General features: G+C 63.7%; 12 protein-coding genes and 1 tRNA gene. 2 read left to right on the forward strand and 11 right to left on the reverse strand.

What is annotated here, in order from left to right; all coding sequences use genetic code 11:
* Nucleotides 1-10: 10 nt before the first annotated feature.
* The 7 genes from BLW08_RS09120 to BLW08_RS09145 all read right to left on the reverse strand — a co-directional run bounded on the left by BLW08_RS09120 (nt 11) and on the right by BLW08_RS09145 (nt 5,931).
* A complete protein-coding gene (locus BLW08_RS09120; RefSeq protein WP_091324608.1) occupies nt 11-1,063 on the reverse strand; it encodes a helix-turn-helix domain-containing protein in 1,053 nt (350 codons plus the stop codon).
* Nucleotides 1,064-1,180: 117 nt separating this feature from the next.
* Nucleotides 1,181-2,188, reverse strand: a complete 1,008-nt coding sequence (locus BLW08_RS09125; protein ID WP_091324609.1) for an alpha/beta hydrolase — start codon at nt 2,186-2,188, stop codon at nt 1,181-1,183.
* A gap of 121 nt (nt 2,189-2,309) precedes the next feature.
* Nucleotides 2,310-3,476, reverse strand: a complete 1,167-nt coding sequence (locus BLW08_RS09130; protein ID WP_090822795.1) for a N(5)-(carboxyethyl)ornithine synthase — start codon at nt 3,474-3,476, stop codon at nt 2,310-2,312.
* Entirely contained in the window at nt 3,473-3,607 is a 135-nt protein-coding gene (locus BLW08_RS24255; RefSeq protein ID WP_256212738.1) for a hypothetical protein, read from the reverse strand. Before BLW08_RS24255 ends, BLW08_RS09130 begins: the two co-directional genes overlap by 4 nt.
* Before the next feature lie 78 nt (nt 3,608-3,685).
* Nucleotides 3,686-4,147, reverse strand: a complete 462-nt coding sequence (locus BLW08_RS09135; protein WP_091324611.1) for a nuclear transport factor 2 family protein — start codon at nt 4,145-4,147, stop codon at nt 3,686-3,688.
* A gap of 152 nt (nt 4,148-4,299) precedes the next feature.
* A tRNA-Gly gene (locus BLW08_RS09140) sits at nt 4,300-4,373 on the reverse strand.
* Nucleotides 4,374-4,461: 88 nt separating this feature from the next.
* The gene (locus BLW08_RS09145; RefSeq protein ID WP_254779797.1) at nt 4,462-5,931 is read right to left on the reverse strand and encodes a M15 family metallopeptidase; all 1,470 of its coding nucleotides are present in this window, start codon (nt 5,929-5,931) and stop codon (nt 4,462-4,464) included.
* 261 nt (nt 5,932-6,192) lie between these two features.
* On the opposite strand from BLW08_RS09145, the gene BLW08_RS09150 reads away from it, so the two are divergent.
* Entirely contained in the window at nt 6,193-6,636 is a 444-nt protein-coding gene (locus tag BLW08_RS09150; protein ID WP_090822802.1) for an SRPBCC family protein, read from the forward strand.
* Nucleotides 6,637-6,661: 25 nt separating this feature from the next.
* Here BLW08_RS09150 and BLW08_RS24110 read toward each other — a convergent pair whose 3' ends face one another.
* Complete coding sequence (locus tag BLW08_RS24110) at nt 6,662-8,626, reverse strand: CAP domain-containing protein (protein ID WP_254779798.1); 1,965 nt, start codon at nt 8,624-8,626, stop codon at nt 6,662-6,664.
* A 140-nt stretch (nt 8,627-8,766) separates the two neighbouring features.
* Between BLW08_RS24110 and dcd the strand changes: the two genes are divergently transcribed.
* A complete protein-coding gene (gene dcd, locus BLW08_RS09160; RefSeq protein WP_011776299.1) occupies nt 8,767-9,342 on the forward strand; it encodes a dCTP deaminase in 576 nt (191 codons plus the stop codon).
* 46 nt (nt 9,343-9,388) lie between these two features.
* Here the strand turns inward: dcd and BLW08_RS09165 are convergent, their stop codons facing one another.
* The 3 genes from BLW08_RS09165 to BLW08_RS09175 all read right to left on the reverse strand — a co-directional run bounded on the left by BLW08_RS09165 (nt 9,389) and on the right by BLW08_RS09175 (nt 12,544).
* Nucleotides 9,389-10,588: a cation:proton antiporter gene (locus BLW08_RS09165; protein WP_090822804.1), complete on the reverse strand. Its 1,200-nt coding sequence runs from the start codon at nt 10,586-10,588 to the stop codon at nt 9,389-9,391.
* 5 nt (nt 10,589-10,593) lie between these two features.
* Nucleotides 10,594-11,076 (reverse strand): cation:proton antiporter regulatory subunit, encoded by a 483-nt coding sequence (locus BLW08_RS09170; protein WP_090822806.1) that lies wholly within the window; start codon nt 11,074-11,076, stop codon nt 10,594-10,596.
* Nucleotides 11,077-11,140: 64 nt separating this feature from the next.
* Nucleotides 11,141-12,544, reverse strand: a complete 1,404-nt coding sequence (locus BLW08_RS09175; RefSeq protein ID WP_091324615.1) for an MFS transporter — start codon at nt 12,542-12,544, stop codon at nt 11,141-11,143.
* Between the last annotated feature and the right edge of the window lie 123 nt (nt 12,545-12,667).

Genomic DNA, 12,667 nt, shown 5'->3' on the forward strand with positions numbered 1-12,667 from the left:
GCAGCTTAGGTCACCGGCCCCGGTGTGGGGCCTGGGCTCCCGCGCCGGAGCAACGCCAGAGTGTCCACGCGGTGGCGGCCCGGAACCTGCCCGCAGGTTCGCGAAGCGAGTAACCCAGTTCGCGTTCCAACCACTCCACCCGCTGTTGAAGGGTGGAGTGGTGAACATGCAGCCCCACAGCGGCGGACCGCACGCTCTGGTGCCCAACCACTTGGTAGATGGTGGCCGGAACCCAAGGATGCGATTGACGCAGTCTTTCGACCGTCTGGGCGTCCGCTGCGCCCGTGAGGTCAGCCTTGCCCACCACCTCCGCCAACACTACAAGGTCGCCAAGGTCCTCGAACCGGACCTGGTGGGGGCCTCCAGCGCTTTCGTCAACAGCGAGGCTGAGCGCCCTCGCCGCGTTCAACCACGCCTCAGGCACATCACCGCCTCTGGCATGGGCCAGGCCAGCCCTTGAGCCCGGCGCAAGGACGTCGTCCACGGTGGCGTGGCCTGGCAGCAGCAACGCCCAACTTGCGCCGATGAGTGCGCGAGGTCCGGACGTGGGCGGATGGGAGGCCGGGGCGGCTACCACCAAGGGTGCCTCGCCCACACCCAGGCTCCGGAGAGCGGCCCTGCGTTCATCCCCGGACACGTGCCGGTCACAGGCGATTCTCACGGCAGCCGCGGAGTCAGGCCGCTGGTGCCCGGCACCGCGGAGCAGTGGTCGCAGACCATGGGCGCAGCGCTCAAGGATCAACTGATCCAGCGGTCCAGGATCGCTGGAACGCTCCAGCCAAACAGTCGCGGCGCGGTTTTGGTCAACCAGGATGCGCGGCCAGCTGCTGGCCAGTTCCGCCGGTATATCCGGCAACGCCGATCCTGTCGATGCGACGCGTGACGCCAACCCTTGGGCCGCATCCCGTAGGCCAACCGAACAATCGGCAAGTGCGGCTGCAGCCCTCAGAAAGGAGATGGCTGGGGCACGTTGATCAGAGAGGGCGTCGAAATGCGCGATGACCCGCAAAGCACTGGCAGCATCGCCATCGGTGACTGCAAGACGACCGATAAGTTCTCTCATCCGGGCTCCTCACGTCACCAACCCCATGATTTTCCATTGAATCACGGAGCACAGTGAACGGCTCCGTCCCTGTCCGCAGCAGGGGACGGAGCCGGTTAAGTCACCGCACTGTGTAAGTCACCGCGCTGTGGCCATGCTTCCGGCGGTCAGTGCACGCCGGAAGTAGTTGTCCCGCACCCATGTTGCAGCCTGACTCACAGCGGCGTGCGGGGCAAGCCCGTCAAAGCCGTGGAATCCGCCACCCCACATATGGAAAGAGACGTCCACGCCGGCCCGGGCCAGGCGTCGAGCGTAGTCGAGTGCTTCGTCACGGAATGACTCAACTGCCCCCACATCGATAAACGTCGAGGGGAGCCCCGAAGGGTCCTCCACCCGGGCCGGGGCGGCATAGGGTGAAACCCCAGGGCCGCCGCGTCGCTCGCCGAGCAAGGCGGTCCACCCGAACAGGTTGTCATTCCTGTCCCAGATGCCTTCGCCCTCCAGCATCCTGCTGCTGGGTGTCTGAAGCCGGTCATCGAGCATGGGACACACCAGGATCTGGTGGGTAAGTGTCGGGTACCCGCGGTCCCGGGCCATGAGCGCAGTTCCTGCCGCCAGCCCGCCGCCAGCGCTTTCTCCGGTGATCAGGATCTGCCCAGGATCGATCGAGAGCTGTTCCGAGTGCTCGGCCACCCAAACCAGTCCCGCATAACAATCGTTTACCGGTGCAGGGTCCGGAGCCTCCGGAGCCAGTCGGTAGTCCACCGAGACCACCACGGCCAGCCCTTCAGCAACGTATGGCAGGAGGCCGGAGACGGTGGTGCGGGGTGAGCCCACCACCATTCCGCCGCCGTGGGTGTGATAAATCGCAGGCCATGCTCCCGTGCCGGAAGACGGGCGGAGCACCAGCAAAGGTACATCGGGTTCGCCATCCCCGCGCTGAACCGATACGTCCTCCACTGTTACCTTGCCGCCGACCGTCAGATCGGCCGTGCCAAATGCCCCGGTCTCCACTGCGGTGCGGAAGGCTTCGCGCATCTGGGGCAACGTCTCAACGGTCAGGGGAGGTTGTGCTTGCCTGAGTCCTATAAGGGCATCTGCCAACTCAGGATCGAACGGGGGCCGCGGCGGGGTGTCGTGAAACATTTTCGTGACTCCATTGTCTGTGGAAGGTCACACAAGTCTCGCAGCCACGATGTCTGCCCAACACCCGCCAACCGCAGGCCAATTGACCCAATTACCCGCCGAATGGCGGTGGGCCACGTTCTCAGATGCGCGCTGTTGCCGCCAAATGCGGGTACTCCGCGGAACGGCCCTGGAACTGCAGGATGTCCGGGTTGCGGATCACGCCGTCGCGGATTTCGATGGCGCGGGAGATGGTCTCGTTGGCATCCCAACCGGCCGGTCCCGCCACCACGGTTTCCAGGAAAGGAAGCAGGGCCTCGCTGATTTCCCAGCTGGCCGAGTTCCACAGGTAGGACGGGCTGTGGTCCACGGCGTAGTAATTGACGTGCCCGCCCACTCGGAACATGGGCTCATCAAAAGTAGTTGTCCGGGCCCAGCTGAACCCCATGCCCTCGTCGCAGGAAACGTCCACGATTAAGCTGTCCGGCTTGAAGTCCGTCAGGTCCTCCGTCCGAAGATATGTCAGCGGAGCATTCGGGTCCTGCAGGGTGCAATTGACCACGATGTCCGCCGCCGCGAGGAACGGTGCCAACGGCTTGCGCCCGTTGTTGGTGATGACTTCGCTGAGATAAGGGGCATTGCTGTCGTGGTCGAACTGCACGATCCGCACCGAGTGGATGGGGGATCCGACGGCGGCGACGCCCCGATTGGTCAGGACCTGGACATCGTGGACACCGTGGGCGTTCAGAGCCGTGACGGCACCGCGGGCAGTGGCCCCGAAACCAATCACCACTGCGCTGAGCCTGCGTCCGTAGTCGCCGGTTGAACCGGTCAGAGCCAGCGCGTGCAGCACGGAGCAATACCCGGCGAGCTCATTGTTCTTATGGAAGACATGGAGTCCGAAGCCGCCGTCTCCGGCCCAGTGGTTCATGGCCTCAAAGGCGATCAGCGTGAGCTTCTTGTCGATGGCCAATTGGGTGATGGCCCGGTCCTGCACACAGTGCGGCCAGCCCCACAAGGTTTGGCCGTCGCGGAGTTCGGCGAGGTCCTGGGCCTGCGGCTTGGGCAGGAGGATGACGTCACTGGTGGCGATCAGCTCCTGGCGCGTGCCAAGACCACCTGCCAGCGATTCAAGTGTGCTGTCCGCGACGCCGAAGCGCTCGCCGTAGCCCAACTCGAAACGCAGCTGCCGGCGCACGTCCGGGGCGATGCGCTCCAAGTGCTGCGGATGAATCGGCAGGCGCTGTTCGTTGGGTTTCAGCGAGGAAGCCAGGACGCCTATGCTCTGCCGGCCAGTTGGCACGGTCACTTCTTGTTGCCGGTAGAGGGCTTTGCGGCCTCGGCGGCGGAGGACTCGGAAGCCCGCTTATCCGCACGTTTTTCCTTGATGGATTTACTGGATTTCTTCGATGCGGTTTGGCGCGGTGATTTGTCGCCCATGATGGCTCCCTTAGAGCGGAGTCGACATGACTCCTGACTCCTGACCATACACCTCCCCGGGAGAGGCAGTGGCAGGGGTCACTGGGCCGGCTGTGCCGCCGGGCGGCCATGCGTGACCCGGTGGGTCACTCGATCGGCGGTGTCGTCCACGGTGGCTGCCTTCTCCACAGGCTCCAGATAGAAGCGGGCACTGTTGATGATGCCGCCGTCCACACCGAAGATGATGACGCCGGTCATCTCGTGGGGTGTGCCGTCCCGCCACGCCCCCTTCAACTGCAGTTCGGTCCATATGGTGCTGCCGCTGACGCTGTGCGCCAGGAGATGCGCCTTGATATCAGGGACACCCGTAAAGAGCTGTTCCCAGTTGTTGCGGATAGTGTCCCGGCCGGTGAAGCCACGGGTGGGGTGGGCTGGTGTTTCGTTGACGTAACCCGGAGCGAAACACGCCGCCAGGCTTTCCAGATCGTGCTTGTTGGTGGCTTCCAGCAGGCGGTTGATGACGGCGAGCGGACCCGCCTCACCATCGTCGGTGAGAGTCATTGGAGGACCTCCCGGATAAGTGGATGTACGTACGAGTGTAGGCTCGGGAGGCCTCCCGGTCGACGGGTTCGCGGCCCCGTGCGGTGAGCGGCGCCGTCGAGCATTTTGTCCTGGACGCAAAAAACCCCGGATCGTTGGATCCGGGGTTTTCGTGGAGCGGGCGACGGGAATCGAACCCGCGTATCGAGCTTGGGAAGCTAGCGCTCTACCATTGAGCTACGCCCGCAATGCCCGGCAAAATTGCACCGAGCGAGTCCTAGCTTAGCGCAGTTGCGGCGGCCCTCATGACAGGCACACCGCTGGCAGGAGCCGGCCTACTTGAACAGCTTCAAACTGTTCCATCCGGAGCCCACCTGGCCGTACGTAGTCCATTGGCCACGGCCGAGGCCATAGTTGTAGAGGTTGCCGTCCGCCGTTTGCGCCGTGATGCCTCGTGTCCCGGCGCCGGTCAGTCCGAAGCCCGGGGCCAGGACCCGCATGTACTGCCAGCCCGTTCCCACGGTGGTGGCCGGCCCGAAGAAGCCGGCCCAACCGTCGCCGCGGTAATTGATCAGGGAACCGGACGGGGTCCGCGCCAGAATATCGTTGGCGCCGTCGCCCTCCCAGTCGGCAATGGTGAGTTCCATGCCGTTCCAGCCCTTGCCGATAACCTGCGGTGCACTCAGGGCGCCACCAAAGGTGTTGGGGTAGTAGCGCAGCACTCCATCGGGGAAGTATCCGACGACGCCGGGCCGGCCATGCGCGTGGGTCCACTTACCCACGGTGATGGTCATACGGTCCCAACCGCCGTTGCCCACAACAACCTGGCCGGCAAAACCGCCGCCCGGAAGGCCTCGATACACACCCAGACTTCCGTTGTTCCACTGCGCAAGGATGTCGTACACGCCATCAATGTCCCAGTCCACCACGAAAGCCTGCTTCAAGGCTGTCCAGCCCGAGCCAATCTGGATGGCTCCCGAATAGCCACCCGCCGCCGTCGCGGGGTAGCGCAACAAGCGCCCAGAAGCGTCAGCGGCCACCAGGTCAGCGCCGGATTTGATGCTGGCCGCGGCCGCCGTATTGCCGGCGAAGTAGTGCTCCAGGGTTGGGAAGCCACGCCTGTTCATATCGGTGGCCAGGGCAACGCCCACGTAGCGCAAATGCCAAGGCTCGTAGCTGTAGCCCGTGGTGCCCGTGTAACCGTTGGGGTAGCGGACGATGAAGCCGTATTTGTGCGCGTTGGCGGCAACCCACTTACCCGCCGCAGTATCGCCGAAGCACGTGCTGAGCCCGCAGTTTCCGGCCGCGTTGCCAATGTCCATGGCCAGGCCGGTTTGGTGTTCGCTGTAACCGGGCCGGGCCGAGATGGTGTCTGCGTACGCTTGGCCGTAAATGCTGACGTAATACGAATAGACCTGCTGTTGTTGGGCGTACGAGCGGTATCCGCTGACGATCGACAAGCCGCCCGTACCGGCATCGGCTGCTCCCTGGAACAAGCCGTTGAGCCACGCGGCAGCTTCGGCGCGCATGTACTGACCCGAGCCGCGCGCGTTGATAAGGTCCGACGGCGCGTAGCCCGCCGGATTCAGTGGCCGCGATTTGTTGACAAGGACCGAAAAGCTGGCGGGATCACCAATGGGATCCACGCTCGGCAGCGGGTTCACCGTAGCGGGAACGGCCAACGTGGTGGCCGTTTCAGCAAGGGCCGCATGGGCGGAAACAGGTGCTGCGACGGCCGAGGCCGGAACCGCGGAAATTAAGCCGCCAGCCACCGCAACGGCGAGGAAAACCGCGCACGCTGCCACCCGTCGTCGAGCTTTTCCTGCAAAAGATTGATGTTCCGGAACCCGCATAACGCCCCCAATTCGGTTTTGCCAGCCTGGGGCACTCTACCGTGCAGGGCCGTTTGTGTCAGCCGTGACTTTTGTGAAGCGCCAGATAACCATTCGGTCAAGGCTGGTCAGTTGGGTGTGCCGGGAGGTGTCCGCTGACTATTCTGAAGATGTTAGCTGCAGCGTATGGGGAACCGGGCTACGACATTGGACCGTACGCCGAAAGAGGTTTCCGTGGCATTCGCAGACTACGAAGTGGTGATAGGCAGGGACGCCATGACCGTCTACGGATTTCTCATGGACGGGATGAACAATTCCCTCTGGCGGTCCGGGATCCGCAGCATCTCACTCCGCTCCGGTAACCGTGGTCAAAAAGGCGCGCTCTACCAGCAGACAATCATCGGTCCCGGCGGACGTCCCATTGCCGCAGACTTCCAGATCACCGAAGCACGGCCAGGCGCGGAAGTACGCTTCGCCGTGGTGGCGGGACCGGCCCGACCCACCGGGGGCTACTACCTCAGCACCGAGGGCCAGACCACCCGGCTCAGGTTCGCCCTGGAATACCATCCCAAGGGCCTTCAGAAGCTCATGAACGCCATGATCCAGAAGACCATGGAAGCCGAAGTGGCGCAGCTGGAGCAGCTCAAAACCGTCATGGAGTCGCGCTCGGTGGTGTGAGCACTACTGGGCGAGGGTGTGAGCCCTACTGGGCGAGCTTGAAGCCGCTCCACCCGCCGCCAACCGTTACCGGCGTTGTTAGCCTTCCAGAGGTGAGATCCCAGTACTCGAGTACCCCGTTGGTTCCCAGTCCGGCGACGCCCGTGGTGCCTGACCCGGTGACGCCTTGCAAGGAACGCAGACCGGAGTAGTCCGTCCAGGCCGCGCCCACCACAGGCCTTGCCTCTTGCTTGGGAGTGCCCAGGCCGCTGCCGCGGTACAAACGCAAGGAGCCATTCGGTTCCACGGTCAGGAGATCCTGGAACCCATCAGCGTTGTAATCCACCATGCTGAGGCGGATGGCCTTGTTACCCGTACCAATAGCGGCTTGAGAACGGATGTACGTCATACCGGCGTTCTTATACAGCCAGAGCCCACCCGACGCATCCATGGCGACGATCTGTGGCAGGCGGTTATTGGCACACCAGTTGCCGACGGCGATGTTCAACGACTGCCAGCCGTGGCCCAGGACCCCGGGGGAACCGAAACCGCCTGACACCCGGCCCGGGTACACCAAAAGGGCACCATCTGTGCGCTGGGCGATGAGATCGAAAACGCCATCACGATCCCAATCGGAAACGAATAACTCCTTGAGTCCGGTGAAACCAATCCCGATCTTGCGGGCCGCGCCGTACTTCGCGTTGCCCAAGGACTGGTACGAGTACACGGTTCCGTCCGAGCTGACAGATACAAGATCAGCGGCGCTGCGGATGGATGCGGCGCTCAGGTTCACAGTTGGTGGCTGGTATTTGTCGCCGGGCTGGCAAACGGCCACCGGATCCGTAGGCGGCGTCACTGTTCCACCCGGGCTGTTGGTGGTGCCGGCCGGGAGAGTGGTGTAACCAAAGAAATTCACCACGCCCCAGAGCGTGTACCGGTTGGGGGTGGTCTGCCAGTTGCCGTCCGTGTAGGTGATGCCGATGCCCATGACGTTGAAACGGGGATCGCGCAGAAGGGCATCATGGCCGGGCGAGCCCTTCCACCACTCAACAAGCTGCGCCGCGTCCCGGTCCCAGCGCACAGCGATGACCTCGCCTGCGCCGTTGTTCGGGTTGAGGGCACGCGGGTCTGTCCAGAAGTTGGCGCGGTGCTGGATGACCTCGCGGGTCGCAATGTTGTTGGACCACTCCTGGGCCAGGCCGGCCACCGTTGCGTGGTACTTCACGGGTGCCAGGCCCAGGGACGCGCGGTAACTGTTAATCGCGTTGAACACAGTGAGGATTGCGGCGCTGTTGCTGTCGGGCAGGAGTGCCAGGGCGCCGTTGTCGAGGTTCGGATCGCTGCTGGGGGTCTTGCCGGGGAACGGTGTGGGCGTTGGTGCAGGGGCTGTGCTGGGCTCCGGGGTGGCTGTTGCTGAGGCCGACGGCGAGGGGGCGACGGTGGGTTCCGGGGTGGCTGTTGCTGAGGCCGACGGCGAGGGGGTGACGCTGGGTTCCGGGGTGGCTGTTGCTGAGGCCGAGGCTGAGGGGGAGGCCGACGGAAGTGGTCCCGCGGCGGGTGCTGACGGCGTCGGGATTGCGGCCGGCGACTCAGGCTGCGGGGGAGCCGGCTCCACGGGATCGGGAACGACCGGGGCGCTGGTGCCAGGTGCCTCTGGTTCTGTGCCTTCCGCCGAGGGATCATCCGGCCCCCAAGACGGCCCAATGTTCGGCACAGGCGGCGGTGTCTCGATGATGGGATCCACGGCGATGGGCCTACTCGGCGCTTCGCTTTCAGTTCCCGGTTCCAGGGCCGGCACCGTGGCGGGGTGGGAAGCGTCACTGGGCGCGGGCGTGCCCGCGGACGGTGCGGGGTCCGTCGTCGTACTCTCTTCCGGTGCCGTCAGACCGGACGGGACGCCGGCAGAGGGGGAGGTCAGGCCACCCGTGCCTGCGTCGTTGGCCGGCAGGATCTGGCTGGAGGCGGCCACGCCAAGGGCCAGCGCTCCGGCCAGCACAATAGCGGCCGGCACTGCCAGTTTTTTCACAATTACCCCGCGAATGCTCGTTGCCCCCAGGTACGGGCGCGGTTCTACATGTCCGGGAACTATAGTCCCACGGGGCGGCCCGGACAATGCATGCGGTGTTGGAGGCATGGGGTATTTTTGATGCTGTGCTGATCTCTGACCGCGATATACGTGCCGAAATAGACTCCCAACGGATTGTTCTTGAGCCGTACGACCCCGCGATGGTGCAGCCGTCTTCCGTGGACGTCCGGATTGACCGGTTTTTCCGGCTGTTCGACAACCACAAATACGCCCACATTGACCCCGCCGAGGAACAGCCTGAGCTGACCCGGCTGGTGGAGGTGGAAGGCGACGAGCCCTTCATCCTGCACCCCGGCGAGTTCGTCTTGGGCTCCACCTATGAAACGGTCAGCCTTGCCGACGACATTGCTGCCCGACTTGAGGGGAAGTCCTCCCTGGGCCGCCTCGGCCTGCTGACCCACTCCACGGCTGGCTTCATCGACCCCGGCTTCTCCGGTCACGTAACGCTGGAACTCTCCAACGTGGCCACCCTGCCCATCAAGCTGTGGCCCGGCATGAAGATTGGCCAGCTCTGCTTCTTCCGGCTGACGTCGTCGGCCGAGCACCCTTACGGCTCGGGTGAATACGGCAACCGCTACCAAGGCCAGCGCGGCCCCACCGCCAGCCGCAGCCACCAGAACTTCCACCGGACGTCCATCTAGCCTTCTTGCTGCGTCGCGCCGAGGGGCTGCTTCTCTTTGCCGAGGGCTAAGCCGGGGCGCGTTCGGTGGTTCGCGGGGGAGCTTTGGGGGTTCGCCGGAAGGCTTTGACCACGGGCTCCACGAAGCGAGCGGCCAGCGGACCCAGGATGGCCATGATGAGTACATATGCCGTGGCGAGTGCAGCGAGTTCGTCGGGCACTGCGCCGGAGGCAACAGCCAATCCCGCGATGACGATGGAGAACTCACCGCGGGCTATGAGGGCGGCACCTGCGCGGAAACGGCCCGGTACCGCGATCCCGGCCCGCTTGGCGGCCCAGAACCCCGTGAGCATCTTGGTGGCGGACGTCAGGACAGCCAGCACAAGGGCCCACCCGAGCACTGGCGGAATGGACGTGGGATCGGTGTTCAGCCCGAAGGCCACAAAGAAGATGGCGGCAAAAAGATCCCGCAGCGGTTCCAGGATCCGGGTGGCGTTGTGGGCCGTCGCACCGGAAATGGCGATGCCCAACATGAAGGCACCCACGGCGGCGGACACCTGCAGGGCAGAGGCGATACCGGCCACCAGCAGAGCAAGCCCCAGGACGTTCAGAAGGAAAACCTCGGAGTTCTCACTGTGAACCGCTTGCGAGACCCGGTGACCGTGCTTGAGGGCGATGACCAGCACCACGGTGACCACGGCCAGCGCGATGCCCACAGTCTGTAATCCACCAAGGAACCCGACGCCCGCAAGGATGGCTGTGAGAATCGGGAGGTAGATGGCCATGGCAAGGTCTTCGAAAACCAGGATGGACAGGACCACAGGCGTTTCACGGTTACCGATGCGGCCCAGATCGGTAATGACCTTGGCCGCGATGCCTGATGACGAAATATACGTGACGCCGCCCATCACGATGGCACCCACGAGTCCCCAGCCCAGCAGCACAGCTATGCCGGCCCCGGGAATGAAGTTGAGGATGAAGTCCAGAACCCCGGCCTGCCAGGACCGTCGCAGCCCGGTGACGAGTTCCGACGCCGTATATTCCAGACCGAGCATGAGCAGGAGGAGGATGACGCCGATTTCGCCGGAGAGATGGGCGAACTCGTGCATGCCGTCCAGCTTGACGAATCCGCCGGCACCGAAGGCCAAGCCGCCCACAAGGTACAGGGGAATGGGGGACATGCCGATTCGGCCCGCTAATCGAGCCAGGAGACCGAGGCAGAAGACGACGGCCCCCAGTTCAACGAGGGCTAGTGCGAGCGGATCCATTCCGGTCAGCCGTTGCGGAGGATGCCGGCTGCCGAGTCAAGACCTTCCTGCGTGCCGACCGCTACGAGCAAATCACCGGTGTGAAGTACGACGTCGGGTGCCGGCGACGGGACAACCTCGCCTTCGCGCATGATCGCCACGATGGACACACCGCTCCGGGTGCGGATCTGCGCCTTGCCCATGGGCTGGTTCACGAAGGGGGACTCCGGCGTAATGGAGAACTGTCTGGTGACAATGCCAGGTATTTCACGGTGCTCTTCCGCCAAGCGCATGGCGATATGTTGGCCACCCAGGAGATTCCCCAAGGTAGACGCTTCATCGGCGGTCAACGGGATGGAGGCCTGGCAGGTGTCCGGGTCATCCCAGGTGGAGACGAACAGCTCGGTCTCACCTTCCCGAAGTTCCACTACACCGATGCGACGGCCCGAAGCCGTGACGAAATCCTTGCGGATCCCGAGGCCCGGAAGTTCAGTCTCATCCACGTTCATTGCTACACCCTAACTCTGTTGTATGGGTCTGGTACGGCGTTCATGCTAAGCCAGTCCTATGTAGTTAACGCTCTGGTACCACTGCTATTTCCACTTTGGCAGGAGGCTTAACCGGCAGGATCACCAAGAGCCCGGCCAAGAGGACCACCATGATCCCGAGGATGCCCCAGCGCTGCGCTTCACCTTCAGCAACAAGAGGTGCCGCAATGGCGATGCACAGCGTGAAAAGGGTGGGAGCCAGGAAGCTGACGGCCCGCCCGGTGGTGGCGTAGAGGCCGAACAGTTCGCCCGATTCGCCGTCCGGTGCAAGCCGGGCCAGGTAGGCCCGCGAGGATGACTGGGCCGGCCCCACGAACAGGCACAGCAGCAGGCCGAAGATCCAGAAAGTTGCTGCACCTGGCCACTCATTTCCCAAGAAGACGTAATCGCCGTTGCCAAGGACCAGGATGAACGTACCTGCCACCAGGAGGCCCACCAGGGAAATGATGATAACGGCCTTGGGGCCGATCCTGTCATCCAGGAAGCCACCAATGATGGCCCCGACGGCCGCCACGACGTTGCCGAAGATGGCGAAGAAGATGACGTCCTTGAGCTCGAAACCGAACGTACCGGCCGCGATGACCCCGCCAAAGGTGAATACGGCAGCCAGTCCGTCGCGGAAAATGGCGCTGGAGAGCAGGAAGTAGATGGTGTGCGGACTGGTTCGATAGATGGCGCCGATGCGGCGGATCAGTAACCGGTAGGAGGCCAGGAAGCCCAGGGAAGCGGTGTCCTTTTTAACGGAGACTTCGGGAACGGCGAACATCACGGGGAGCGCGAAGATAAAGAACCAGAGGGCCGAGAAGACGGCAACCAGCCGGATGTTCAGGGAGTCCTGTGTTGATGCTCCGAACCACTCAAAAGAGGGCTGGACGAACAGCTGCAGCACCAGGAGGAGCGCAACGATCCCGCCCAGATACCCCATGCCCCATCCGAAGCCGCTGACCTTGCCGATGTTCCGGGGTGTGGAGATTTGGGCCAGCATGGCGTTGTAGTTCACGCCGGCAAACTCGAAGAAAACGTTGCCCAAGGCGATGAGGCAAACACCGAGCAGCAGGAACTCGGGTTGCGGGAACACGAAGAAGCACAAGGCCGTGAGCACCGCGGTGGCGGCCGTATTGACGCCCAGCCACAGCTTGCGGCGCCCTCCGGCATCAGAGCGTTGGCCTGTCACGGGAGCCAGCAGTGCGATGGCCAGGCCTGCGATGGCGAGGGCGGCTCCGAGGGCTGCAGAGGCTGCATCTTCTCCGCCGAAGGCATTGGACGTGAGGTACACGGTGAAAACGAACGTTGTCATGACCGCGTTGAAGGCAGCGGAACCCCAGTCCCAGGATGCCCAGGCAAGGATTTGTCCCTTTTTGGAGGCGACGGGGCCAGAGGCGAGCTCGGATGTGGGTTGGGAGGCTTCGGGGACTGCGGCCGCGTTCATAGCTTGAATGCTATAGGGGCGGAGGGAACAGCGTGCAGATGACAGACCGCGTTGTGGAGAACACCGATTGAAACGTCACGGGTCCTTCGGAAAAGTGGCCAAAAACTGTCTGTCCCCCTTGAT

The organism is Arthrobacter sp. cf158, from assembly GCF_900106835.1.
Taxonomy (GTDB): Bacteria; Actinomycetota; Actinomycetes; order Actinomycetales; family Micrococcaceae; genus Arthrobacter.

What these genes read in the sequence shown, in the direction of transcription:
- BLW08_RS09170 (WP_090822806.1), bottom strand. Translation starts at nt 11,076, where the DNA reads ATGAACGTGGATGAGACTGAACTTCCGGGCCTCGGGATCCGCAAGGAT.
- BLW08_RS09125 (WP_091324609.1), bottom strand. Translation starts at nt 2,188, where the DNA reads ATGTTTCACGACACCCCGCCGCGGCCCCCGTTCGATCCTGAGTTGGCA.
- BLW08_RS09175 (WP_091324615.1), bottom strand. Translation starts at nt 12,544, where the DNA reads ATGAACGCGGCCGCAGTCCCCGAAGCCTCCCAACCCACATCCGAGCTC.
- BLW08_RS09135 (WP_091324611.1), bottom strand. Translation starts at nt 4,147, where the DNA reads ATGACTCTCACCGACGATGGTGAGGCGGGTCCGCTCGCCGTCATCAAC.
- BLW08_RS24255 (WP_256212738.1), bottom strand. Translation starts at nt 3,607, where the DNA reads ATGGGCGACAAATCACCGCGCCAAACCGCATCGAAGAAATCCAGTAAA.
- BLW08_RS09165 (WP_090822804.1), bottom strand. Translation starts at nt 10,588, where the DNA reads ATGGATCCGCTCGCACTAGCCCTCGTTGAACTGGGGGCCGTCGTCTTC.
- BLW08_RS09120 (WP_091324608.1), bottom strand. Translation starts at nt 1,063, where the DNA reads ATGAGAGAACTTATCGGTCGTCTTGCAGTCACCGATGGCGATGCTGCC.